The sequence below is a fragment of the Rhodoferax mekongensis genome (assembly GCF_032191775.1).
GTDB classification, from domain to species: domain Bacteria; phylum Pseudomonadota; class Gammaproteobacteria; order Burkholderiales; family Burkholderiaceae_C; genus Allorhodoferax; species Allorhodoferax mekongensis.
Map to the genome: position 1 here is coordinate 1308719 of NZ_CP132507.1, position 24705 is coordinate 1333423.

17 protein-coding genes are annotated in these 24705 nt (G+C 60.0%); 7 read left to right on the top strand and 10 right to left on the bottom strand.

All coding sequences use genetic code 11. The annotated features are described in order from the left end of the window. Position 1 precedes the first annotated feature (1 nt). From RAN89_RS06425 to RAN89_RS06435, 3 genes are all read left to right on the top strand, one after another. The gene (locus tag RAN89_RS06425; protein ID WP_313868784.1) at positions 2 to 445 is read left to right on the top strand and encodes a hypothetical protein; all 444 of its coding nucleotides are present in this window, start codon (positions 2 to 4) and stop codon (positions 443 to 445) included. Positions 446 to 582: 137 nt separating this feature from the next. Further along, positions 583 to 1575 carry a hypothetical protein gene (locus tag RAN89_RS06430; RefSeq protein ID WP_313868785.1) on the top strand — a complete coding sequence of 331 codons (993 nt, stop codon included), beginning with the start codon at positions 583 to 585 and terminating at the stop codon, positions 1573 to 1575. Between the two features lie 3 nt (positions 1576 to 1578). Beyond that, entirely contained in the window at positions 1579 to 11376 is a 9798-nt protein-coding gene (locus tag RAN89_RS06435) for an LPD38 domain-containing protein (RefSeq protein ID WP_313868786.1), read from the top strand. Positions 11377 to 11493: 117 nt separating this feature from the next. Here the strand turns inward: RAN89_RS06435 and RAN89_RS06440 are convergent, their stop codons facing one another. From RAN89_RS06440 to RAN89_RS06455, 4 genes are read right to left on the bottom strand one after another with little or no spacing between them, the layout of a single operon-like run. Then, complete coding sequence (locus tag RAN89_RS06440) at positions 11494 to 12708, bottom strand: vWA domain-containing protein (protein WP_313868787.1); 1215 nt, start codon at positions 12706 to 12708, stop codon at positions 11494 to 11496. 10 nt (positions 12709 to 12718) lie between these two features. Continuing rightward, positions 12719 to 13315 (bottom strand): GNAT family N-acetyltransferase, encoded by a 597-nt coding sequence (locus RAN89_RS06445; protein WP_313868788.1) that lies wholly within the window; start codon positions 13313 to 13315, stop codon positions 12719 to 12721. Positions 13316 to 13317: 2 nt separating this feature from the next. Beyond that, a complete protein-coding gene (locus RAN89_RS06450; protein ID WP_313868789.1) occupies positions 13318 to 13542 on the bottom strand; it encodes a hypothetical protein in 225 nt (74 codons plus the stop codon). 5 nt (positions 13543 to 13547) lie between these two features. Beyond that, a complete protein-coding gene (locus tag RAN89_RS06455) occupies positions 13548 to 14402 on the bottom strand; it encodes an AAA family ATPase (RefSeq protein WP_087496369.1) in 855 nt (284 codons plus the stop codon). Between the two features lie 120 nt (positions 14403 to 14522). On the opposite strand from RAN89_RS06455, the gene RAN89_RS06460 reads away from it, so the two are divergent. Continuing rightward, positions 14523 to 15188, top strand: coding sequence for a c-type cytochrome (locus tag RAN89_RS06460; protein ID WP_313868790.1), 666 nt, complete (start codon positions 14523 to 14525; stop codon positions 15186 to 15188). 57 nt (positions 15189 to 15245) lie between these two features. On the opposite strand, the gene RAN89_RS06465 is transcribed toward RAN89_RS06460, so the two are convergent. Beyond that, positions 15246 to 15704 carry a hypothetical protein gene (locus tag RAN89_RS06465; protein WP_313868791.1) on the bottom strand — a complete coding sequence of 153 codons (459 nt, stop codon included), beginning with the start codon at positions 15702 to 15704 and terminating at the stop codon, positions 15246 to 15248. A 148-nt stretch (positions 15705 to 15852) separates the two neighbouring features. Between RAN89_RS06465 and lplT the strand changes: the two genes are divergently transcribed. Together lplT and RAN89_RS06475 are read left to right on the top strand one after the other, a co-directional pair. After that, positions 15853 to 17109, top strand: coding sequence for a lysophospholipid transporter LplT (lplT, locus tag RAN89_RS06470; RefSeq protein ID WP_313868792.1), 1257 nt, complete (start codon positions 15853 to 15855; stop codon positions 17107 to 17109). 132 nt (positions 17110 to 17241) lie between these two features. Further along, positions 17242 to 18456 (top strand): glycosyltransferase family 4 protein, encoded by a 1215-nt coding sequence (locus RAN89_RS06475; protein WP_313868793.1) that lies wholly within the window; start codon positions 17242 to 17244, stop codon positions 18454 to 18456. On the opposite strand, the gene asd is transcribed toward RAN89_RS06475, so the two are convergent. Then, entirely contained in the window at positions 18400 to 19281 is an 882-nt protein-coding gene (gene asd / locus RAN89_RS06480) for an archaetidylserine decarboxylase (RefSeq protein WP_313868794.1), read from the bottom strand. The two genes, RAN89_RS06475 and asd, sit on opposite strands and share 57 nt — an antisense overlap. A 41-nt stretch (positions 19282 to 19322) precedes the next feature. Here asd and RAN89_RS06485 point away from each other — a divergent pair, with 41 nt between their 5' ends. Then, positions 19323 to 20987 (top strand): aminotransferase class III-fold pyridoxal phosphate-dependent enzyme, encoded by a 1665-nt coding sequence (locus RAN89_RS06485; RefSeq protein WP_313868795.1) that lies wholly within the window; start codon positions 19323 to 19325, stop codon positions 20985 to 20987. A 35-nt stretch (positions 20988 to 21022) separates the two neighbouring features. Here the strand turns inward: RAN89_RS06485 and RAN89_RS06490 are convergent, their stop codons facing one another. From RAN89_RS06490 to kefF, 4 genes are all read right to left on the bottom strand, one after another. Continuing rightward, on the bottom strand, positions 21023 to 21637 hold the full coding sequence (locus tag RAN89_RS06490) for a hypothetical protein (RefSeq protein ID WP_313868796.1): 615 nt from the start codon (positions 21635 to 21637) through the stop codon (positions 21023 to 21025). 93 nt (positions 21638 to 21730) lie between these two features. Beyond that, complete coding sequence (locus tag RAN89_RS06495) at positions 21731 to 22165, bottom strand: DUF1841 family protein (protein WP_313868797.1); 435 nt, start codon at positions 22163 to 22165, stop codon at positions 21731 to 21733. A 21-nt stretch (positions 22166 to 22186) separates the two neighbouring features. Continuing rightward, complete coding sequence (kefC, locus tag RAN89_RS06500; protein ID WP_313868798.1) at positions 22187 to 24016, bottom strand: glutathione-regulated potassium-efflux system protein KefC; 1830 nt, start codon at positions 24014 to 24016, stop codon at positions 22187 to 22189. 1 nt (position 24017) lies between these two features. Further along, entirely contained in the window at positions 24018 to 24665 is a 648-nt protein-coding gene (gene kefF, locus RAN89_RS06505) for a glutathione-regulated potassium-efflux system oxidoreductase KefF (RefSeq protein WP_313868799.1), read from the bottom strand. Positions 24666 to 24705 lie beyond the last annotated feature (40 nt).

Here is a 24705-nt window from a genome sequence, read left to right on the forward strand (position 1 = left end):
TATGGCAACACTAGACCCAAACACCAAGGGCGCACTGCTCAAGTTCACCAACGGCGCCAAGGCCATCATCTACAACGAGCAACGGCTGCGTCAGTTGCTGCCCATGCTGGAGAGCCGTCATGGCGCCATGCAGGCCGTGCAGACCATCATGTCTGTGATTGAGCAGAAGAAGCCCATCCCTCCTGCTGTGGCTCCGTATCTGGCCGTCAACATCTACATGCTGCTGGTTGACATGGCTCACAACATAACTGGCGAAGATCCAGACAAAGAGATCGTTAAATCTGTGGTGGCAGAGCTGCTGACGATGGTGAGTGGCACCCACCCCGAAGAGCAGGAAACCATGCAGGCCGAGTCGGGCGAGCCCGCACCCGAGCAGATGCAAGAGCAGCAAGCCGGCACCGAGATCCCCATGAAGGGTGTGATTGGCCGGGCAATGGGCGGCTGACATGCGACGCACTCCCGTGAACAGGGCTGTGTTGTTGCTCTGCTACGGAGAGCCGCAGCTCACTTGGAATCCAGTCTCCTCAATGTGGGACGTGCATCAAGGGCACTGGATCGAATCAACGTACTTTGGAGGCTGACATGCCCGGATTCATTCTCAACGCAATCGGCTCCGCAGCAGGCGCAGCTGGCGACATCTACGGCGAAGAGCGCCGGGCAGAGACAAACCTCAACAACCAGAAGGCCGCAGCCGACTACTCAAGCCAGCTGGAGATGCGCCGGCAAGAGGCGATCCAGCGACTCAAGCTGGAGAACATCCCGCTCGAAGCCAAGGCCCGGGACGAGGCGGAAGCCGCAAGCCAAGCTGCAAGTGCAGAGCGCTTCAACAAGGCCCGCGACGGCATCATCAACAAGCGCGTGGACGCAGCACTTGGGCCAGAGTTTCAAGGCAACGCATCCGTCATGAATGACAGGCAAGTGGCTGATATCGAGCGCATGTCCACCGAGCGCAAAGCCAAGGGCGACAAGCTCCGCGAGAGCATGCGCAACGACTCGTCCGTCATGCGCGAGGCGGGCTTGGAGTCTGGCCAGATCTCCCCAAAAGAGGCTGCAACCATGGCCGGCAGCGCGGAGATCGCACAGATGCGCGCGGACGTTCAGAACGCAAAGAACGACCAGCTACGCGAGATGGCTCAAGCCAAGCTCGACACCGCTCTGGCCATCGCCAACTTGCGCGCGGCCAACTCTGGTGGCGACAGGCAGGGCTCCAAGGATGCCATGCTGAACCTGAACACCACCGTCAGCACCCAGCAGCGCATCATCAAGGATGGCCAAGAGGAGCTGAAGACCACCCGCAAGGGAACCCCGGAGTACACCGCTCTGGTCGAGCGCATCCGCAGCGCGCAGGAGATCTCCGACATCGCATCGCGCGCCATCAAGGGCAAGCTCGGTGAGCCTGACACTGGTGACAAACCGGCAGCTACACCAGCACAATCAAACAAGCCCAAGGCACCCCCTTCGATCACCGGAGTCAAAGGTGCTCCATCAGGCTCAACCATGGGCTCGTTTGTGAGCGGCAAGGGGTGGGAAGTTCGAGACTCCAAGGGCAAAGTAATCGGCTACGCACAGGAATAAAACATGCGCTTTGTACCAATCGATCAGGTTGCGGAACCAACTGAAGATAAGCAGCTCACGTTCCGCCCTATTGAGGCCACGGAACCGCAGCCGGCGAAGTCCTTTGCCGACAACATGGTCGATGCAAAGAACCAGATTCTTGATGGCTTGGCCGACAATGTGCTGCCCGGCAAGACCGGGCTGATCCTCGACGCCGTGCGCGGGCGCGTGAAGCCCCAGTCGGGCTCCGTGCTGGAAGGCGTGCAGCTCAAGGATCCGGGCTTCAATGCAGCCGAGGCAGAGCGTCTGTCGCGCCGCTCCTACGCAGAAGCCAACGACCCCGCAAACCCTGTCAACAAGGCGCCCGTGGTGCGCGCCGCAACCGACAGCCAAGCCATCCCAGAGAACGGCATCATGGCGTCCGCCGGCCGTCAGGTGGAATCCTTTGCTCGCTCCACTGCAGCCGGTGGCGCAAAGCTCCTGTCCGATGTGACCGGAGTAGCTGGCCCCAACTCCGTCTCTGACGCCTTGGATGCGTCTGCGCGCGGCAACTCGCGCATCGCTCGCAATCTCGACACTGGCACCGCCATGCGTACCGAGATCAATGCAGCAGATCCAACCCGCTCCGGGCTGCAGAATTTTGGCGACAAGTACCTGCCGCAGATCGTGGCTCAGGTTCCACAGCTGGCCATTGCCATCTCCACGGGCGGCATCACAGTTCCTGCCGTAATGCAGGGCTTGTCCTCGTACCAAGATGCCCGCGAGAAGGGCCTGTCCCCAGTGGATGCGGCCAAGTACGCAACCGCCATGGGCGGCTTCGAGGCATTGGGCGAGAAGGTGGGCGGCACCGGCAAGCTGGCTGATGCCTTCGAGAAAGCTCTGGCCAGCGGCTTCAGCAAGAATGCGGTCCGCGATCTGGGTGGCGCCGCAGTCTCCACCGGCCTGCGCGAGATCCCCTCCGAAGAGGCGACCTACGTTGGCCAAGTGGCCACGGACAACTACTTCGGCGTCAATCCTACAGACACCCTGCAAGAGTTTGGCCAAGGCGCCTTGGACACTGCGATTGTGTCTGCAGGTACTGGTGGCGCACTGGGCACCGCTGGTGCTGCCGCATCGCGTCTGGCAGGCTCTGGCCGGCAAACCATGTCGGCCGAGGAGCTGGCCAAGTCCAAGGGCTTCCTGCGCACATTCGCGGATCCAAGCGGCCCGGCATCTCAGGCAGGCATCACCCCAGTCACCGTGGCCATCAAGCCAGCAGGAGCCCCAAGTGTCAGCACAACAGATAGTTCTGCAGGATTGGCTGCAGGCCCCGGTGTCAGCGGGGGTAATTCCGGAATCCCAAGCGTGGGAGATACAGGACGTGTCGATGGAGCACTCGGAGGGGGAGTGGGTAATGCTGCCCAAGCACCTGCACCAAGCGTCAGCACTGATCCATCTGTTCCATCAGGAACCTCTGAACAAAATGCCGGTGTAGCCCCCACAGAGTCTGCGTCGGCAGCTATCAATCCTGTAGCAAACCCACTCAAGAAGACATCGGATTCCGACCTGTTGAGCAAGGTTCCACAGGAGCGCGAGCCAGCGCAGATCGTTCTGGGCGACGATGGCACCGGATACGCCACAGAGGATGACGCCAAGCGTGTCGCCTCTGCGTACCAGCAGCGCAACAGCGACATCGAGTGGGCACCCGAGCGCCTTGACACTGGCCGATTCCGGGTGGCAGGATACGCGCCTCAAGGAGGCACCAATGTCCGAACAAGCACCACAAAGAACGCACTGCCTGACACCGCGACTGCAGGAGATCGAGGATCAAATGGAGTCGAAACTTCTCAGCCAAATGGGCGAGAAGGAGTACAGCCGGTATCTGCAGGAAAAGTCGCGCAGGATGAATCAAGAGATCTTGCCCGGCAAGAAGCAATCACCAGCCTGAAGCTGGATCGAGAGCAGTACCTATCTCAAGGCAAAACCGCGCAAGAGCGCCAGATCCTTGCGGAGCGTTGGCCAGAAGCAAAGCTGGATAACCCGGCGCCAGAGCTTGAGCCTCAGCTCAATGAGATCGCAAGCGGTATCTCTGAAGCCTACAGCGTAGACCGCAATCGCATCCAGTTCTACAGCGACAACAGCCCGGGCGCCGCCAACGGCTTCACCTATCGCGGCACCGCATGGGTCAACACTCGCGGCCTGAGCAGTGATGCAACCCAGACCGCCGGGCACGAAGGCCACCACATCCTTGAGCAGTTGGCCAAGGCTGATGATCAGGCCGGCAAGACCAACACACCCGCCCAGCGCTACGTCAAGAAGGTGTCCACCATCTTCGATGGCATGTCCGACAAAGGTAAGAAGGCGTACATCGACAACTTCCTCTACAAAGAGGAGCTGGATGCCATCGAGAAAAAGGCTATCGCATCTGGCAAGACTGCTGCCGAGGCGCGCGTACTGCGTCAGCAAGAGGTCAACAAGCGCCTGAACACCAGCCTCACCAAGTCGGAGATGGTGGCCGACTTCGCGGGCAACCGCTTCAATGACAAGAAGTTTTTGGAGCAACTGGCCAAGGCAGATCCAAATGGATTCAAGTCTCTGGTGCAGCGCTGGATCAAGGTTCTCGATGACCTGATCGCAAGCCTGCGCGGCAACGGGAAGAACAAGGAGTCCAATGCGGTTGACTCCTATGTCACCAACCTGAAGAAGGCCCGACAGACTTTTGCCGAGGCGCTGATTGAGCTGAAGCAGGGCGGCGTGGATACTGGTGATGCAGCTACAAATTCTGTAGCAGAGCCAAGCAATCAGAATCGCCAAGGCGTGTATGCAGAGGTCGCACCGGATCCGCGCCGCAAGGTTCCCATGGCGGACACCATTGCCGACGAGTGGAATGACCTGTCCGCCGTGGATAAGGCCAAGACCACCAAAGAGGTGATGGACGCACTGTTTGCCAACGTGCAGCGCATGATGGGTCTGGATGGCTGGAACGCCGAGTACACCACCGGCATGTTCAAGGGTGGCGTGAACCCGAGCGTCTTCCTGTCCGCGCCAGAGGGCGTGGCTCCCGAGCAGCTGAATGAAGTGGCTCGCGTGATGGGCTACCTGCTTGATCAGATGGGCATGGTAGCGTTCGACGAAAACAACACCACATCCGACAGCCAGTTCTCCTTCGTAAAGGTGGTCTTGCCAGAGGGCATGAATCAGGAGAGAATTGACCAAGTTCGTTTAGCAATCGCTAAAGCGGTGCCCCAAGCCAATGGCGACAGCCTGCGCGAGGGCGCTCTGGTGTTTGGCAACTTCTCCGCCTATGACAGTGATGTCAAGACCCTGACCGATGAGCAGTTCAGGGATGCGATTTTCGATGTTGTCAACCAGATGCCAGAGGACTTCGAGGTCACTGCACCGAAGAAGTTTCACAGCGAATACATGCAGGGCAGCTGGGGTCCGGTCTACAAGCCGACCAACCGCAACAAATACTTGGAAGGAACACGATATGCCAGCAATCAAGAGGGAACTGAAACCCGGGGAGACGATCTTCGGGGGCGGAGCGGGGGTGGCGACTTGGCGCAGCTACGACGCCTTGCGGAATCAACCGACAAAAAGCTCCGAAAGTACACCGACTACTACCGAGCAAACCCAACCCCAAGACCTAGCAGTGGAAATCTCGAAGGAGTGGGCAAGGCAGAACGGGAGTACGGCAGCGCCCGAGAAGGCGCAGTCTCCCGAGTCGGCGTCCACTTCAGCCAGCAGCGACGCAACACCCTAAGCTCCGCCTTCCATGGCACCGGGCTCAAGGGTGCCGAGCGTGACCGCATGGCCATGCCGGGCGCCATCAAGGATCGTCTGTACTTCTACGTGGACAAGGGCACTGGCGTCGTTCCAGAGGCCGGCGTAGGCGGCGTCAAGCACACCATCAAGCTCAACAACCTGTACGACATCAACAAGGACGAGTACGGCTTCAAGAAGGCTGCCAGCAACCCGGACCCACTGCAGTTCGCAAACAACTGGGAGCGCATGGTGCGCGATGCGGGATTCGATGGATGGACCGCAGACAACGGCGGCAACCAAGCCTTCGCAGTCCTGCTTGGGAAGCACGACATCTCGATGTCTGCGCCATCCTTCCAGCGCCGCGAATCCATTGGAGACATCAACAGTCTGGGCAACTTCAACCTCGATGTCTCCGATGTCTCCTTTGATGACTTTGATCTTGACTTCACCGACAAGATCGAGGCCAAAGAGATCTCCATGGAAGACTTCATCAATGCCAAGACAGAAGGCATTGCCATGTCTGAGGCGGAGAAGCGGGCAGAGCTGCAGGCCGAGATTGCGCGCGAGGAGCAAATCCTCCGGAACAGGCTTGCTGAACGCGCCAAGGCCGTCGCGCTGCCAAACCCTCGGGAGATCACTGCAGAGCAGATGCAGGAGCATGGCCTATTCCCAGAGAAGGCCATGCCATTCGGCAAGGACAGCGAGGATGAGAGCGGCTTTGTGAACATCGTGGTTCCTCGCACCTACGCTGATAGCGGCCAGCATGAGATTGAAGTGATCCCCACCGGCAACGGATACCGTGGCCAAGTGGGATACGGCATCTCGTTTGTCGAGAGTCGAAACGCCATGAGCTACAGCGAGATCGTGCGCTTCACCAAGGCGCAGCTGGCAGCCCCACTGATTCACGATAGCGGATTCGACATCACATCCGCCTACCGCAAGGGAACCGCGCTCAAGATCGCTCAAAAGTGGAAAGAGCTTGCGAAAGCGAAGGGCGTTTTCTCCCTCCCCGGCAAGTCAGTCAACAAGCAGTTTGAGTATGTTGCGCGCGAGCTGAAGGCATTTGCCGGCTACACGGTTTCCATGGATGTTTTTGGAGAGGGCTTCAACGTGAGCTTTCTCGACAAGTCAACCTCAAGGAGTTACGAGGCTCAGGTGGAGCTTCGTCGCGGGTACATGGAGTGCTGCACCATGAACCTTGCTGGATCCAAGGGCTTGGGCACTGAGTTCTACGCAGTCGCATCCGAGTGGGCGCGCGTCAACGGATACAAGTTCAAGTCCGCAGAAACACTCTCCTCTATCAACACAGCGCGCCGCACCGAGCAGGCACTCAGCTACTCCCTGAAGACTGGTGAAACCGGCATCATCATGCCCGGCTCGCAGAACCGGGTGTATGGCTACAACGAGGATCCGAAGACCCAAGAGGATCACGACATGAACATCGCACGTCTGGCGCTGGCCAACATGCGAAACATGCTGGAGCTGGACCCAGATTTCTCTCGGCTGCGCTACGACCCGGAGACTGGTCGCTTCAGCCTGCAGGGCGGAAAGGATGGCGAGCCATGGGTCAAAGAGTTCTTGGCCAAGCAGGACGTGCGCGCCTACGGCGTTGGTCGCTCCACACTGGCACGTGCCGCGCTGACCAACCAGATCATCCGAGACGAGATCGACGTTGATGCCATCGAGCAGTTTGCAGTGCCCGTGGCGTACCAGAAGCGCGAGCGCGGCATGGAGTCCTCCCTGAGCGAAGGCTGGGGCGGAAAGGATGCAGTCAACCCCAACTTCGTGAAGTGGTTTGATGGATCCAAGGTGGTCGATGAAGATGGGTTGCCAAAGGTCATGTACCACGGCACCACCCGATCATTCGAGGAGTTCGCGCCGGGCACCGGGTACTTCACCGCCATCCCTGATGAGGCCAATATGTACGGCGGCATGAACACTGCCGGCGCCAATGTTGTGCCCGCATTCCTGACCATTAAGAGCCCGCGAGTCATTGAGTCTGAGTCCATGCGCGGAACCCCGCGAGATGTGATTGCGGACGCGCTGAGTGACCGCGACATCGATGGCGTGATCGTCACCGAAGGCGGTAAGGTTCGCTGGGCTGTGCCTGTGGATCGCGGCCAAATCAAGTCTGTCTTCAACAGCGGCAGCTGGTCCGAGGAAGATCCACGCATCAGCTTCCAGAAGCGCGAGCCATCAAGCCCGCTTGAGAGCTACATCGACCAGCGCAACAAGAGCATGCCTCTTGTGTCTACGCAGAGTGCGCAGATGGCGGACATCGAGCTGGCAGTCAAGGCGATTGAGGCCGCAAGCGAAGACATTGCCTCCGGGTCGCGTGATGTGCTGCCAATTCCGATTGGTCGGGTGCCTCATGTTCTGACGATGATGGGAGCCAGCTCACAAATGCTTCGCGTTGACTCCAGCATTGTCCGCAAGGTTTTCTTTGAGAAGCACTCAAAAGAGTTTCCAAACATCACGCCGCGAGATCTTGTGAATGCCATCTACAACCCTGCCATGGTGCTGCGCGCAGATGATCCAAATGAGTTTGAGCTTGTCTTGCCCATCACATCCGCACTGAAGGGCGTGGTGATCGTTCCAATCGTTCAGAGCAAACCAGTTGGCACTCCGTCCGTGGGTGGTAAGGTGGGTGTTAAATCATCTGCCATCAAGTCTATTTATGTGCGGCCAGTTGGAGGCGATGGAAACACCATTTTCAACCGTATCAAGAATGGTCGCGTCATGTATGCGGATCCTGCTCTGACGCAAATCGCTGTAACTGGTAGGGCAGAGGTGTCTGCAGCATCCGAGGGGATCGACAAAAGAGGGGCGCAATTCCCTGTTTCTCCCCCCTCGGCACAGCAGCTGGGTTCGAGCGCTCTCACGGGAGGCTCTGAAGATTCTGGTCGGACCAGCCGGATCAACGAATGGGAGGCACGATTCTCCGATGCTCCCCGGTTGGCTGGACCGGCTTTCAATGTAGCAAATGCTGAACTTGCTGTCAAGCCCCTCAATCCAAATTTTGTTGGCTGGGATCGGGTGCGCCCCATCATCATGGGTGGAATTTCCGAGCGCAAGATCAAGTCTGACGTGGATCTGCTCAAGTGGATAGGCAACCGCTACGACCCCGCATCCTCGCCTGACGGATGGGCTGATGCGCCCGCATTCCAGAAGCGAGAAGGCGAGAAGGTCTACACCCATGAGGTGATCGACCCCCGCGATGGCAACAAGGTGGTGGGTAAGTACCAGAGCGCGGAAGCTGCTCGCCGTGGACGTGACCGACTTGACAACCAGTACGGTGGCTATCGCTACCGTGTGCGCAAAATCGAAGATGGCCTGCCCATGCTTCAGGCGCGTCAGATCCAGCGCGCCAAGGGTCTTGAGGATGAGACGTGGTTCGAGCGCCAGCGCCGCCGCTTCCAAGACCAGTTCATCCAGATCCGCAACCTGCAGGACACCCTGCTGGCCAACGGCGGAACGGTGAACGAGGAGCAGGATGTGTATGGCGCCGAGGAGCGCATGCACGGCCGCACTCAGGAGCTGCTGACAGATTTCGCCAACAACCAGATCGAGCCCTTCATCAAGAAGGCTGCCTCGATGAAGGTGGGCTTGGATGAGATCTCCCTGTACGCATACGCCAAACATGCCGAGGAGCGCAACCAGCACATCGACAGCATCAACCCAAAGCTCAATGGCGAAGGCTCCGGCATGTCCAACGTCGAAGCGCAGAACATCATCCAGATGGTGAAGTTGGCCGGCGACGAAGCCAAGTTTGAGGAGCTGCACAAGGATCTCATGGGCATCACCTCGACCACGCGCCGGGTGCTGCTGGATGAGGGTCTGATCACTCAGGACGAGTACGATGGCTGGGAGAACCTGTACGAGAATTACGTTCCCCTGCGCGGCTTCGAGCAAGTCGATGAAGATGGCGCCAAGACAGGCATGCTTCGCGTAGGCCGTGGCTTCAGCACCACCGGCAAGGAATCCATCAAGGCGCTGGGCCGCAAGTCCAAGGCTGGAGAGATCATCGAAAACATCATCCGCGACTACGAGCGCGCGGTGATCCGCAGTGAGCGCAATCAGGTTTCCAAGACCTTCCTCGATCTGGCGCTGAACAACCCTGATCCGGATCTGTGGGAAGTGCAACCCACCAAGCGCACCCCCGCCTTCGACAAGAAGCGCGGACTGGTTCTGATGCGCTCCTCGCGCGACACAGGCGAGGACACCATCAACATCAAGGTGGCCGGCCAAGACGTGCGCGTGAAGATCCATGACCCGCTGATCCTGCGCGCCATGAAGCTGGCAGCCAAGGATGAAACGAGCCAGCTGGAGCGCATTCTGGCTGCAACGCTTGGCACCTACACCACCCTGATGCGCAACACACTCACCCGCTACAACCCAATCTTCGGGGCGCTCAATGCGGTGCGTGATGCGCAAATGGGCGCCGTGTCTGCCTACGATGCACTGGGCGCTAAGGGCGCGGCCCTGTACGCCAAGTACCTCGGCCCATCTCTGGCGGCCTCCTTCCGCAAGGAGCGCGGCAAGCCAGACCCTGCGAACAAGGTGATGGACAAGTGGATCATGGAAATGCGCTTTGCCGGCGGAACCACTGGCGGCTACTACCTGCGCGACACCAGTGAGATCACCGAAACCATGCGCGACATGATGCTGGCTGCCGGCGCCGCGCCCAAGGGAATCAAGGAGTCCTTGCGCGCATCCAAGGCGTATCAAGCTGGCTCCATTGCGCTTCGCTGGCTGGAGATCATTGGATCCACATCTGAAGACGCAGCCCGGGCAGCCGCATACCGCGCGGCCCGCGAGGTCGGCAAGACCCCGGCAGAGGCAGCCAGCATCGCCAAGAACCTGACCACCAACTTCAACCGCAAGGGCGAGTGGGGTGGCACCTTGAACCAGCTGTTCCTGTTCTTTAATGCCGGCGTGCAGGGCTCCGCCCGAATCCTTCAGGCGCTTGGCAACCGCCGGGTCCAGTACATGATGGCAGGCGCCACTGCTGCCGCCATGACACTGGCCCTGATGAATGCAGGCATGGGCGATGACGATGACGGCGAAGCCTACTGGGACAAAATCCCAGACTTTGAGAAAGAGCGCAACCTGATCTTCATGCTGCCACCCGGCGTGGAGATGGATGGTTCGCACGTGGTCGGCAAGAATGGTCGCTACGTGAAGATCCCCATGGCCTACGGCATCAACGTGTTCGCCGTGCTTGGCAACGCGCTGGCGGACTCCGCTCGATGGGCCAAGGACCGCAACCGTGGCGCGAGTCCGGCCAAGTCTGGTGTGCGCCTGACCTCCGCTGTGTTCGGATCCATCAACCCATTCGGCGGATCTCTGGATCCAACGGATCCGATCCAGCTGTCCATGGCAGCCGCCCCCACGGCCATCGACTTTGCGATCCAGATGGGCGCCGGGGTGAATGCCTTTGGTCGCCCGGTGGGGCCAGAGAAGTCGCCGTTTGATGAAAAGCCAGACAGCGAGAACTTCTCCGCACGTCAGGCCGGAACCGCATCGCAGCACGTGGCGCGCTGGCTCAACTCCGTGACAGGCGGAAATCAGGCTCGCTCCGGCGCCATCGACGTGATGCCGGGCACGCTGGACAATCTGGTGCGCAACGCAACCGGCGGTCTGGGTGTGTTCTTGGCTGACACCTTCGTCAACCTGCCGACAAAGGTGATGTCCCCCATCGAGACAACCACCCGCGACATTCCGCTGGCCCGCAACTTCTACGGCCAGATCGATGACATCACCGAGATGGGCCTGTTCTACGAGCGCCGGGCAGAGGTTACGAAAGAGCTGAAGGCAGCCGAGGCGGAGATGAAGGCCGGCATCGAGGTGGACTACACCGAAGAGCAGATGGCCAAGCTCTCACTGGCCAAGGCAGCTGAGTCCTACACCAAGTTCTACGCGAAGCTGAAGAAGCGCGAGATCGAGATTGCCGAGGACGAAAGCATGACCCGGGCCGAGAAGATGGTCGCTCGCAAGGAGATCGAAAAGCAGCGCGGGGATCTGGCCCGGGCCTTCAATGAAACCTACGTGGGGCAGATGCGCGACGTGAAGAAGTGAGTCGTAAAGTGAGTCGTAGGGGTGGATTCCCGAGGGAGTCTACCCCTTGAACTACGGAGACCGGACGCGGGATTGTATCGGCCTGCGCGCGGGGCATCTCCCTTTGCGGAGTGATGCCTACTTGGTCAGCTGCCGCATGGCCTCTTCCAGGCCTTTGAGGGTGAGGGGGTACATCTTGTTTTGCACCAGCTGCTGGATGACCGCGATGCTCTGGCGGTACTGCCAGACGCCTTGCGGCTCGGGGTTGATCCATGCGAATTTGGGGAAGGCGCTCATCAGCCGCTGCAGCCATTCGGCTCCGGGCTCTTCATTGTTGTATTCCACGCTGCCGCCAGGCTGCAAAATTTCGTAGGGGCTCATGGTCGCGTCGCCTACAAAGATCAGCTTGTAGTCCTTGTTGTACTTGCGGATGATGTCCCAAGTATCAAACTTCTCCGCAAAGCGGCGGCGGTTGTTCTTCCACATGAAGTCATAGACGCAGTTGTGGAAGTAATAAAACTCCAGGTGCTTGAACTCGGTCTTGGCCGCGCTGAACAGCTCTTCCACCCGCTGGATGTGGTCGTCCATGGTGCCGCCCACGTCCATCAGTAGCAGCACCTTGACGTTGTTGTGCCGCTCGGGGCGCATCTTGATGTCCAGAAAGCCGGCATTCGCCGCCGTCTTGCTGATGGTGGTCTCCAGGTCCAGCTCGTCTTCATGGCCTTCGCGGGCAAACTTGCGCAGACGGCGCAGCGCCACCTTGATGTTGCGGGTGCCGAGTTCCTGGGTGTCGTCGTAGTCTTTGTAGGCGCGCTGGTCCCAGACCTTCACGGCGCTGCGGTTGCGGCTCTTGTCCTGCCCGATGCGGATGCCCTGCGGGTTTTGTCCGTAAGCGCCAAAAGGGGATGTGCCGCCCGTGCCTATCCACTTGTTCCCGCCCTCATGGCGTTCTTTTTGTTCTTCAAGGCGTTTTTTGAGCGCTTCCATCAGCTCGTTCCAGCCCATGGCCTGCAGCTTGGCTTGTTCTTCAGGCGTCAAAAACTTCTCGAGGTTTTTGCGCAGCCATTCGGCCGGAATGTCTTTGGTGAAATCGCTGACGTGTTCGATGCCTTTGAAGTAAGCCCCGAAGGCCCGGTCGAACTTGTCGTAGTGCTTCTCATCCTTGACCAGCGTGGTGCGGGCCAGAAAGTAGAAGTCGTCAATGCTGTAGCCGCTGACCTCGCCCTCACCATCCGCAGGCAGGGTGTTGGGCCCTACCACCCCTTTTTGCAGTGCTTCCAGCAGGGTCAGGTATTCCTTGACCGAGACCGGCAGCTTGGCAGAGCGCAGGGTGTAGAAGAAGTCCAGCAGCATGGCGGTGCCCTCAGGTGCGGGGTTTGTCCAGCAGATACAGCAACTGGGTTTTCACCTCAGGCCATTCGCCGCTGCGCAGGCTGTACATCACGGTGTCGCGGATGGTGCCGTCGCGGCGCAAGGCGTGGCCACGGATGACGCCGTCTCGTCTGGCGCCCAGGCGTTCGATGGCGGCTTGGGAAGCAAAGTTGAAGTTGTCGGTGCGCCAGCCCACCACATGGCAGCCCAGAGTCTCGAAGGCGTGGGTCAACAGCAGCAGCTTGGCGGTGGTGTTGACGTGGCTACGCTGGCTGCTTTTGGCATACCAGGTCCAGCCGATCTCGACACGCTTGATGGCCGGCACGATGTCGTGATAGCTGGTGCACCCCAGTACTTTGCCGGTGGCCGTTTCAGTGACGGCGAAGGCGAAGCGGTGACCGGCTTCGCGCATGGCGAGTGCGTCTTCAATGTACTTGCGTGTGTTCTCCGGCTCGGGCACCGAGGTCACACGGATCTTCCAAAGTTCACCGTCCGCGGCGGCGGCCCGCAGTCCGGCTTCGTGTTCCAGCGCCAGCGGAAGCAAGGTGACGCCGCGGGCGCTCAGGGTGACAGGCTCTACGAATGCCATTTTCATTCCTTGGGGGTGTCGGACTGGCGGTTACGCCATTTGCGCGCCAGCTGCAAACCGATGCCTCCGCCCAAGCCCACCAGCACGATCGCGCCCACGCTGGCATTGCCATAGCCGGGTGCAAACAGGTCCAAGCCCAACAGGCGCCCGATCCAGAAACCCGCCAAGGCACCGCCTACAAAGCCCACGGCATCCGAAATGCCTTCAATGAGAAGTTTGGAACTCATGGCGATCAGCGGTTATGGCGTTGCATGAACATCAGCTTTTCAAACAGCGTGACGTCTTGTTCGTTCTTCAGCAGTGCGCCCACCAGCGGGGGGACGGCCATTTTGTCGTCTTTGCTTTGCAGCGCTTCAGCGGGAATGTCTTCGGCCAGCAGCAGCTTGAGCCAATCCAGCAGTTCACTGGTGGAGGGCTTTTTCTTCAGGCCGGGCAGGTTGCGCACTTCGAAGAAGGTTTTCATGGCAGCGCTGACCAGCTCTTTTTTCAGGCCGGGGAAGTGCACATCCACAATGCTTTGCATGGTGGCGGCATCCGGGAACTTGATGTAGTGGAAGAAGCAGCGGCGCAAGAAGGCGTCAGGCAGCTCCTTCTCGTTGTTGGAGGTGATGAACACCAGCGGCCGGTGCTTGGCCTTGATCAGCTGGCGCGTCTCATAGCAATAGAACTCCATGCGGTCGATTTCACGCAACAGGTCGTTGGGGAACTCGATGTCGGCCTTGTCGATTTCGTCAATCAGCAGCGCCACCGGCTGGTCAGCGGTAAAGGCCTGCCAGAGCACGCCTTTGATGATGTAGTTGTTGATGTCTTTGACGCGCTCACCGCCGTCCACATCTGAGAGCTGCGAGTCGCGCAGGCGGCTCACGGCGTCGTATTCGTACAGGCCCTGCTGGGCTTTGGTGGTGGATTTGATGTGCCATTGCAACAAAGGCATGCCCAAAGCTTCAGACACCTCTTCGGCCAGCATGGTTTTGCCGGTGCCGGGTTCGCCCTTGACGAGCAGGGGGCGCTGCAGGGTGATGGCGGCATTGACCGACAGCATCAGGTCCTGGGTGGCAACGTAGTTGGAGGTACCAGTGAATTTCATAGCAAATGCTTCGGCGTTACCGCTTGATGGGGATCAAACATAGGGGTTCTACGGAGGGCCTTGTCGATATAATGGTTTGATACAACCACCACGTCATCACTCTGTGATTGTCCTCGCAAAATGAACAAAATTCTCTTGTCGCTGTCCGCCGCGCTTGTCGCCTCTGTGACCGTTTTTGCAGCTCATGCCGAGGGCGTGCAGGGTGATGTGCAGGCTGGCGCCAAAAAGAATGCCATGTGCATCGGCTGCCACGGCATCGTGGGTTATCAGTCCAGCTTCCCCGAAATTCACAAGGTTCCCAAGATTTCGGGCCAAGGCGGCAAGTACATTGCTTCTGCCCTCAATGCATACAAAAAAGGCGAGCGCAAGCACCCCTCCATGAAGGGCATCGCAGCCTCTTTGACCGACCAGGACATCGCTGACTTGGCTGCCTACTACGAAGCCAGCGGCGTGGTAGAGGGTGCCCCTGCACTTGAGAAGGCAGCTCCTGGCTCTGAAAAGGTCAACGCCTTGCTGACCAAAGGCAACTGTGCCTCTTGCCACGGTGAATCTTTGAGCAAGCCTATCGACCCCACCTACCCCAAGATTGCCGGCCAGCACAGCGACTACCTGTATGTCGCCCTCAAGGCCTACAAGGTGGAAGGCAATGCCAACATTGGCCGCGGCAACGCCATCATGGGCGGTGTGGCAAAGCAGTTCAGCAATGCCGAGCTCAAGGAGCTGGCCAACTACATTGGCTCCCTGCCCACCGAGTTGAAAGTGGTTCCCCAGAGCCGCTTCAAGTAAGCCGCTGGCGTCTACCCCATTCAAAAGCCGCTCGATGAGCGGCTTTTTCGTTTCCGGCTAGTGCGCAGTGACCGGCACGATAGGGATCACCGGCTTGCGCGTGTCCACCACAAAGTAGCTGGGGCATTGGTAGCGCGCAATGTCGTGGCTGTGCAGCGGGAAGGACCCGCAATTCGACGCCTTGCGCAAAGGCGAGTGGTAAATGCCACACTGAAAGCGCTTTGGCCCGGCGGGTTCCAGAAACATGCATTGATGGTCCATGCAGCAGTTGCCGCACTGGATGCATTCGCCCTCAATGTGCTCCGGCACCTGGCGCTCGCGTCCGGCCACGTCTTGAAAGTAATGCAAAGCGGGGCCGGCTTGTATGGCCCGGATATGGCGGTGCGCGTTGCGCATGGTGCCCCGGTAGTCCCGCAGGTAGCGCTTGCGCCAGAACACCAGGCTGGCCAGGGCCGGTGCAATTGGAATGCTGACGTACGCACAGCCTATCAGTGCTTTGGCGGCCCATCGTGCCAAGTGATGTCGCAAAGTCGCCCCCTTTGTCTTGGATGCCGGATGCTAGGCAAGCTTTGCGGCAAAACCGTGACATGGCCTTTTCACATCCGGTGTCACTGTGCCTTCACATGCAAACGGCAGCATGCGCAGCTTCAACTTTTGCTGAACCATGCACGCCACATCCCGAACTATGCCCCGTGCCTTCTATGTGCTGCTTGCGGTGCAGTTCGTTTCTACCCTGGCGGATAACGCGTTCCTGATCGTCGCGATTGCCCGCGTCATGGAGCTGGCCGAGGCGGATTGGCGCATCCCCCTTCTGAAAATCGGGTTCACCTTGTTTTATGTGTTGCTGGCTCCTCTGGTGGGGCCGGTGGCTGACGCCTTCCCCAAAGGGCGGGTCATGGTCCTGTCGAATGCCCTCAAGGTGGTGGCTATGGTGCTGCTGCTTCACGGGGTGGATCCGCTCTTGGCCATTGTGGTGGCGGGCTGGGGCGCAGCGCTGTATGCCCCTGCCAAATACGGCTTGATGACGGAGTTGCTGCCGTCCAGTGAGCTGGTGCGGGCCAATGGTTTCTTTGAAGGTGCCACGGTATGCGCCGTGATTTTTGGGACCGTGCTGGGCGGTGTATTGATCAGCCCGCTGTTGCCGGTGTTGCAAGGGCCACTGTTGTGGAGCTGGCAGGGGGCTACTGGCACCGCCCTGTTGACGGGCATGCTGGTGTTGCTGGCTTTGAATAGCGTGGCCATGCTGGTGTGCTTTGTCATTCCTGACAGTGGTGCGCGGTATGACCCGTATTCGATTCACCCACGTGCCCTTGCGGTTCGTTTCTGGCGTGAAAACATTCTTTTGTGGCGGGATGCCGTGGGCGGCATGTCCATGTCGGTGACCACCTTGCTGTGGGGGGTAGGGGCGACCTTGCAATTGGTGGTGCTGCGTTGGGCGAATGAGGCCCTGGGTTTACCACTGGACAAAGCGGCTTACTTGCAGGGTGTCACTGCAATGGGTGTCGTGGCCGGCGCCATAGCCGCCAGCCGCTATGTGGCACTGGACCGGGCGGTACGCCTCTTGCCTTTGGGATTGCTGTTGGGGTTGGTCATCCCGCTCATGCTGTGGGTTCAATCCATCCCCATGGCCGCTGTGTTGATGGTGGTGGTCGGTGCGATGGCCGGTTTCTTTGTGGTGCCCATGAATGCCCTATTGCAGCACCGTGGCTACACCTTGTTGACGGCAGGTCGCTCCATCGCGGTCCAGGGTTTCAATGAGAACGCGGGCATGCTGGTCATGCTGGCGGTCTATGCAGGCGCCACCGCGCTGCACTTGCAGCTCAGCACATTGGTATTGGGGTTCGGTGCTTTGGTGACGGTGGGCATGGTGCTGGTGTGCGTTGCCTATCGTGGGCAGTGGATGCCGGCGCGACTGGCTTGATAGACGTCAAACTGTCAAAAAAGCATCATCAAGCTGTTATGTGGGGTGCCTAGTCTCGGGCTTGTGAAAACCTCCGACGACCTCCTCATCGAGTCCTTCGCCCCGCATCTTTCCAGTTTGCGGATTGCCGTTGTGACAGAAACCTTTCCCCCCGAAGTCAATGGCGTGGCCATGACGCTGGGATGGCTCGTCAACGGCATGCTGAAAAAGGGGCATTCGGTCCAAGTGGTGCGACCGCGCCAATCGCGCGAGCAGGCCACCTTGCAGCACGAGGGGCTGGATGAAGTGCTCTCCAAAGGCGTGCCTTTGCCGGCGTACGGCGAGCTGCGGTTCGGCATGCCCTCCAAAAACCGCCTGCTCAAGCTGTGGGGGGAGCGTCGGCCCGACATCGTGCACGTGGTCACCGAAGGCCCGCTGGGTTGGTCTGCGGTAGCGGCAGCGCGCAAGTTGCAGCTGCCCATCACCAGTTCGTTCCACACCAATTTTCAGAGCTATTCGCAGCACTACGGCATTGGCCTCTTGAAGACGCCGATCGAGTCTTACCTGCGCAAGCTGCACAACCGCACCCAAGCCACCATGGTGCCCACCCGCAGCCTGGTGCAGGACCTGAGCGCACGTGGCTACGAGAACGTGACCCTGCTGTCGCGCGGCGTTGCGCTGGAGCAGTTCGGCCCGCAACACCGGTCTGATGTGCTGCGCCGCCAATGGGGCGTGCAGGGCGATGAGCCGGTCATTCTGCTGGTGGGGCGCCTCGCCAAGGAAAAAAATGTGGGACTGGTGGTGGCCGCGTTCCGCGCCATAAAAGCCCGTGTGCCGGACGTAAAACTCGTGTTTGTGGGCGATGGCCCTCTGCGCAAGGCGCTGACCGAGGCGTGCCCGGAAGCCTACTTTGCCGGTGTGCAAAAAGGCGGCGACCTCGCGGCGCACTATGCCTCGGCCGACCTGTTTTTGTTCCCCAGCATGACAGAGACCTACGGCAACGTGGTGCCAGAAGCATTGGCCAGTGGGCTGGCGGTGGTGTCGTACGACTGTGCCGCAGCGCTGGAACTGATTGAAAGCGGTGACAACGGGGTACTGGTGCCTACAGGCGACGACGTGTCTTTCGTCAATGCCGCAGTGCAACTGGCGGTGGACCCTGAACGCATCGCGCGTTTCCGCGCGGCGGCTGCCAAGGCCGTGGCCGACCGCAGCTGGGATGCGGTGGCCGATACGTTTTTGCACACCTTGCGCGCGGTACTGGAGCGCCACGGCCGGCCGTTTGCTTCCGTCCCCGCGAGCAGGGCAAACGCCTCAGGATTGCCAGCGAAGGAGCGGCTGGCCCATTCGCACGCGCGACCCTTGCTCTAGGCCCGCATCGAGCACAAAGCCTTTGGGCGCCAGCACGATCACGGTGGAGCCATGCTGAAACCAGCCCATTTCCTGCCCGCGCTCGAAGGTTGCGTGGCAGGCAATTTTCTTGGGGCCGGTGTACTTCAGGTGGAACAACACATCCAGAAAGTGCAGCCGGATGCTGGCTACCAGCACTGCAGCCACCGGAACCAGTGCCACGCGTTGCCCCTGCAGCGGGCCGGGGCCGCTCAGTCGGGTACCGATGAAGGCGCGCTCGTTTTTGCAGAACAGTTTTTCCACCCGCTTGAGGGCAATCGGGTTCACGTTCCAGGTGTCGCCCGAGAAGTAGCGCACTTCGTCCACGGTGCAGTGGTGCGGGGCGTGGAAGCGGTGGTACATGCTAGATGTGAGGCGCAAGGTCACAAAGCTGCCGTCGCGCCATTCGTCGATGTCCGCGTCCGGGCCCAGCAGGTCTTCCAGGGTGTACGGAAAGCCTTTGGCCTGGAACACGCGGGTGCCTTCAATGGGACCGCTCGCGCCAATGATGGCGTCGACCGGGCTGGTCATGGCATCCACATCTTGCGCCACGGGACGGGCGCCATCTTTGAGTTCGCGGGTGAAGCAGTCATGCATGCTGGAAAAGCGCTGCTTTTTGGCTTCGCTCAAGTCCAGGTCGCTGAAGAACTTCCAGATGCCGATAGAGGCATCCCGCACCAGCGGCTGCTCGATCTTGCTGAACCATCCCAGAAAGCGGGTGAGAGCCTGGCGCGGAATTCGGTTGGTCAGCAGGAAGTTCAAGTCTTCCTGGCTGAGGATTTTTTGAATCTGTGCACGTAGTTGCATGGTGATTGTTGATAGTGAAGTTGGATTGAAAGGTGAATGTCGTGAATGAATCTCTAGAACTGCAAACCCTGCTGCTGGCCGGCGTGGGCACGGCGGCTGCCATAGCGGCTTTGCGCAAATTGAAGGCGCGCGCCGAGCTCTCGCTGGCCAAGCACCGCTCGCTGGCAGGCCATCCGCGGAATGCGCGTTTGCTGGCTTCTTTGCTGCCCAACTACAGCTACGACGAGCACCAGGTTCTCGCCGTAGACGGCGCACCAGTCGATGTGGTGGCGCAACGCAAAGCGGCGTTCGCCGCGCTGGTGAAAGGCATTGCACAGCGTCACCCCAAGACCCTGGAGGCGGGCGCTTCGGTGTTCGATGGCTTGTCGGACATGCAGTTCGTCAGTGCCTACCGCGTGCCCTACCAATTCAAGGCCATGGTCAAGCAGGGCTTGAAGATCGGTTCCTTTTTGCAGTCGTCTTCCGGCGTCACCGTGACCGATCTGGACGGCAATGTGTTCATCGACCTGACCGGCTCCTATGGCGTGAACCTGATGGGCAATGACTTTTACAAAGAGTGCATTGACGAAGGCGCTGCCATCGCGCGTGATTTGGGTCCGGTGCTGGGCGCATACCACCCGGTCATGGTGGACAACGTGCAGCGCCTGCGCAAAGCCTCGGGCATGGACGAGATGTCTTTCCACATGTCCGGCACCGAGGCAGTGATGCAAGCCGTGCGCCTGGCCCGCTACCACACCGGCCGCAAGAAGCTGGTGCGGTTTTGCGGTTCCTACCACGGCTGGTGGGGCGATGTGCAGCCCGGCATCGGCAATCCGATGACGGCCAAAGACACCTTCACCTTGTCTGAAATGGGCGAGGGCACTCTGCGCGTGCTGCGCAAGCGCCGTGACATTGCCTGCATCTTGATCAACCCCTTGCAGGCCCTGCACCCCAACATGCCGGCGCCCAGCGACGGCTCCTTGCTGGACGGTTCGCGCAAAGCCGGATTCGACAAAGCGGCCTACACAGAATGGCTCAAAACCCTGCGCACGATTTGCGATGAGCGCGGTATTGCGCTCATCTTTGACGAGGTGTTTGTCGGCTTCCGCCTGGCGCCCGGTGGCGCTCAGGAATACTTCGGCGTGCGTGCTGATATGGTGACCTATGGCAAGACACTGGGCGGCGGGCTGCCCATCGGCGTGTTGTGCGGCAAGCGCGAATGGATGCGCCGCTTCCGCGATGAAGCACCAGCAGATATCTGCTTTGCCCGCGGCACGTTCAATTCGCACCCCTATGTGATGGGCGCCATGAATGCCTTTATGCGCAGGCTCGAAACACCCGAGGTACAAGCGCTCTACACCGATCTGGACGGTGTCTGGAACCGCCGAGCATCGCAGCTCAACCATGCCATGGAGGTAGCGGGTCTGCCGGCACGCGTGGCCAATCTGTCGACCATCTGGACCGTGACCTACACGCAGCCCGGCTGCTACCACTGGTTGTTTCAGCACTATTTGCGTTTGCAAGGGCTGGCCTTGAGCTGGGTGGGAACCGGTCGCATGATCTTCAGCCTGAATTTCAGCGATGCGGACTTTGAGGAGGTAACCCGCCGGTTTGTGGCGGCGGGTCAGGCGATGCAGCAGGATGGTTGGTGGTGGACCGATAGCGCCCAGACGCACAAGGTCATCAAGCGCCGCATCCTGCGGGAGATGCTGGCCGCCAAGTTCTGAGCCTCAGAGGGCCGGAACCTGGCGACGGGTTCCGGTCAGGTAGGTGCGTGATCCATGTTGCCGCGGGGTTCGATAAGTTCGCCGCGCATCAGGGCCAGAGGTGCCTTGTAGTAGAGCTTGATGTCGTGGAAGGGGTCGGTGATGATTTTGGTCATCCACACCAGACCGGACATCACGTCTTTGATGAAGAAGAGGTGCACGGTGCGGAAAATCAATCCGCCCACGCCCACTGCCAGCCAAAGTTCGCCGGTGTGACGGGCAAATGCTTCAAGGCCGGTGGTGGCTTCGTAGTAGCCGAACAGGGTAGGGTCGATCCAGAGCATCACCGGGGCTGCGGCCCAGATGGCCATGAGCACTACTTTGCGTTGGAGGTTGTAGCCGACCTTGATCTCTTCTTTGTATTCGTGGGTGGCATTGTTGACATGGTCATATCCCAATGGCTCAAAGAAAAAATGCCCTGCCTGGCGGGATGTCATGGACACCAGCCATGCGACCAGAGCCGCGATGGCCGGGTCTTTGAATACCAGCGCATAAGCGACCAGAAAGCTGATCGCGCTCAACAAGTGCAGGGACTGGTTGATGCGGCTGTGGTGGTAATAGCGGTGGTCATCCCAGCGCTGGATCTTGAGTTGTGTGAGAAAGTCTTGCATGCACGAAGTCTCCAGGAAACGGAAATTTCATGCTACCCAGACTTGATGGCAGAGCCGTGACAAGACCTGTGACGGTTTGGTGAAAACGCGGGCCTAGTCTTTGGTGGCGTGGCGTTGCACGCAGGCGATGTAGGCATCGCCATCCGGCGGGCGTCCGGCGCGCTGGCTTTCCCACAACATGGTACCCAGGCACTCCATGGCTTCGTGGTGTGCCTGGTGCAAAGAGTTCCGCTTGTGCGTCAACAGCTCTACTGCCTGACGGATGCCCCGGGGCTGGTCGATGCTGCACTGTTCGCTGATGGACAGGTGCATGCTCACGTGCAGGAAGGGGTTGGTACGCCCCTCGGTCGCCTCGTACATGGTCGACAAGGCCCGATCAACATCCGCAAAGTCCGCCTGGTATTCAGGATGCTCGTCCATCCATTGGGCTGCTATGGTTTCAATAGCTTCCATCGCCTGTCCGGCGCGGGACTTGGCGTAAACGGAGCAGAAAAATCGACGTACGTCTTCTTGGGATGGATTGAACATGGCCAGAGGTTAGCACGGGCTTTACTGCCCGCTCCAGTCGGGGCCCCTGCGCTTTTCCCGTTCAGCACGTTCCTGGGCCATTTGCTCCTCCAGCTGCTGACGGCCTTGTTTGACAGCTGCAATCAGCTTGGTGCGGTCCTTGAAATGGGGTCGCATTTTCTCGAACAACTTCAGGTTGTGTTGGCGAAAGCGCATGGCGCTCTGGCGGGCGACATGGGCGGGTTGGCCCAGCACCTCTAGCACGCTGCGGGCACTGCGCAGGCTGGACTCAAACAACTCACGTTCGACCAACGTGACTTCCCGTTCGCGCAGCTGGTTCCAGTGGGTCACATCGCGGGCGCGGGCCACGATGGGCAGGGTGGGAAAGTGTTCACGCGCCAGATCCACAATGGCCAGGGATTGCTCCACATCGTCTACCGCCACCACCAGTACACGCGCGGTCCCGGCGCCGGCCGTGCGGAGCAGGTCCAGGCGGGTGGCATCCCCAAAGAACACCCGGTAGCCGAAGCTGCGGGCGGCTTCGACCATGTCGGCATCGTGGTCCAGCACCGTGGCGGGAATGCCCTCGGCGAGCAAGACGCGGCCCACAATCTGCCCGTATCGCCCATATCCGGCAATGATGACCGGCGCGCTCTGGGGCTCTGCAATTTCTTCCAGCGCCGGCCCCTTGCGCCCGGCAAAGCGGGGCAGTACCAACCGGTCCACCGCGACCAGCACCAGAGGGCTCAGCAGCATGGAGACGGCCACGGCGCCTATGAGTAGTGAGGCCGTTGGCGCAGAAAACACATTTGCCCCGGCCGCGGCCTGAAACACCACAAAGGCAAATTCCCCGCCCTGCGCCAGCAGCAAGGTGAACACCGGGCGCTCCGGCCCCGGCAGTTGAATATGGCGGGCCAGCCCGTAAATCACCACGGCCTTCACCACCAGAAAACCCACCACCACCAGCGCCATGGTGCCCGGGGAGGCCAGGAGCACGCCAAAGTCAATGCTCATGCCCACCGCAATAAAGAACAGGCCCAGCAGCAATCCTTTGAATGGTTCGATATCGGTTTCCAGTTCCCGGCGGTACTCACTTTCGGCCAGCAGAACGCCGGCCAGAAAAGCGCCTAGCGCCATGCTGAGGCCCACCAACAACATGAGCGCCGAGATACCCACCACCAACAAGAGCGCTGCCGCGGTAAAGATCTCGGGGGTGCGTGACCGGGCGATCCAACGGAACAAGGGGCGCAACAGCAGGCGGCCGCCGAGCACAATACCCGCAATAACCGCTATGATTTTGATAGCTGCTTGCGCATATTCCATGGGCGCCAGGCCTTCATTTGACCCTGAACTTGCACCCAGCAGGGGCAGCAAAGCCAAAATAGGGATGGCGGCCACGTCTTGAAACAGCAGGATGGAAAAAGCGGCCTGGCCGCTTTGGGTCGGCATCAGATTGCGTTCACCCATCACCTGCAGCGCGATAGCGGTGCTGGATAGCGCCAGCCCCAGCGCCCCCACCAGGCTCAGGCGCCAGCCCACACCGCAGGCCATGGCTACCAGCATCAGCAAGGCCGTGCAACCCAGCACCTGCAGGGCGCCCCAGCCGAAGATGGAGCGACGCAGACTCCACAGTCGCCGCGGCTCCAACTCCAGGCCCACCAGAAACAGCATCAGCACCACGCCGAATTCGGCAAAGTGCAGAATGTCTTCCACGTTGTTGACCAGCCCGGCGCCCCAGGGGCCGATCGCAATACCCGCGGCCAGGTAGCCGATGATGGCTCCCAGCCCGACTGCTTTGGACAGGGGAACGGCAATCACCGCTGCACTCAAGTAAATCAGGCTGTTGATCAGCCAGGCCGGTGCGTGCTCCATGTCACAGGTCTCCTTGCAAGGGCGCTGATGCTGAGCCGGCAGGCCGGTCTGCATCCGGCACATCGCATGTTGCAGTGCTTTCCAGTTCTGCTAACTCCGGCCATTCGGGGTAGCTGCGCAGCCGCTCTGCGAAGGTAGCGACGTGGCTTTCTACGTCGGCTTGCGGCGCGCTATGTGCACCATGGAGCACCATGGGCGGCAGAAAACGCATGCCGCACAAAGCAGCCGTTTGCTCGTAGGGGGGCAGGAAAGCGTCGAAGAAATAGCGGTTGTAACCCTGGGGGTGGTAAGACGCCTCGGGGCCGCCAGTGCTGGCGACCAGCCACAAGTCTTTGCCTTGCAGCGCTTTGGCGCCATGGCCATAGGCCCAGCCGTAGCTCAGCACTTCATCCAGCCAGAGTTTGAGTAGTGCAGGCATGGAGTACCACTGCACCGGATGCACCAGCACCACCAGACGGGCTGCGGCGAGTTTTTCCTGTTCAGCTTGCACATCGATGGCGTAGTCGGCATAGCTCTCATACAGGTCGCACAGCGCCACACCTTCGGCAGAGGCAGCGGCCTGGCGGAGTTGGCGGTTGACGTGGGAGTTCCGCCAGTTGGGGTGGGCGGCAACGACATAGATGGGGTGAGATTGGTTTTCAGTGACCATGGCCGTAACATAGCGCAGTTCATGGAGTGGAGGAGCTGTC

What these genes read in the sequence shown, in the direction of transcription:
- asd (WP_313868794.1), bottom strand. Translation starts at nt 19,281, where the DNA reads ATGCAACTACGTGCACAGATTCAAAAAATCCTCAGCCAGGAAGACTTG.
- RAN89_RS06425 (WP_313868784.1), top strand. Translation starts at nt 2, where the DNA reads ATGGCAACACTAGACCCAAACACCAAGGGCGCACTGCTCAAGTTCACC.
- kefF (WP_313868799.1), bottom strand. Translation starts at nt 24,665, where the DNA reads ATGGTCACTGAAAACCAATCTCACCCCATCTATGTCGTTGCCGCCCAC.
- RAN89_RS06455 (WP_087496369.1), bottom strand. Translation starts at nt 14,402, where the DNA reads ATGAAATTCACTGGTACCTCCAACTACGTTGCCACCCAGGACCTGATG.
- lplT (WP_313868792.1), top strand. Translation starts at nt 15,853, where the DNA reads ATGCACGCCACATCCCGAACTATGCCCCGTGCCTTCTATGTGCTGCTT.
- RAN89_RS06445 (WP_313868788.1), bottom strand. Translation starts at nt 13,315, where the DNA reads ATGGCATTCGTAGAGCCTGTCACCCTGAGCGCCCGCGGCGTCACCTTG.
- RAN89_RS06460 (WP_313868790.1), top strand. Translation starts at nt 14,523, where the DNA reads ATGAACAAAATTCTCTTGTCGCTGTCCGCCGCGCTTGTCGCCTCTGTG.
- RAN89_RS06495 (WP_313868797.1), bottom strand. Translation starts at nt 22,165, where the DNA reads ATGTTCAATCCATCCCAAGAAGACGTACGTCGATTTTTCTGCTCCGTT.
- RAN89_RS06490 (WP_313868796.1), bottom strand. Translation starts at nt 21,637, where the DNA reads ATGCAAGACTTTCTCACACAACTCAAGATCCAGCGCTGGGATGACCAC.
- RAN89_RS06435 (WP_313868786.1), top strand. Translation starts at nt 1,579, where the DNA reads ATGCGCTTTGTACCAATCGATCAGGTTGCGGAACCAACTGAAGATAAG.
- RAN89_RS06430 (WP_313868785.1), top strand. Translation starts at nt 583, where the DNA reads ATGCCCGGATTCATTCTCAACGCAATCGGCTCCGCAGCAGGCGCAGCT.
- RAN89_RS06440 (WP_313868787.1), bottom strand. Translation starts at nt 12,708, where the DNA reads ATGCTGCTGGACTTCTTCTACACCCTGCGCTCTGCCAAGCTGCCGGTC.
- RAN89_RS06450 (WP_313868789.1), bottom strand. Translation starts at nt 13,542, where the DNA reads ATGAGTTCCAAACTTCTCATTGAAGGCATTTCGGATGCCGTGGGCTTT.
- kefC (WP_313868798.1), bottom strand. Translation starts at nt 24,016, where the DNA reads ATGGAGCACGCACCGGCCTGGCTGATCAACAGCCTGATTTACTTGAGT.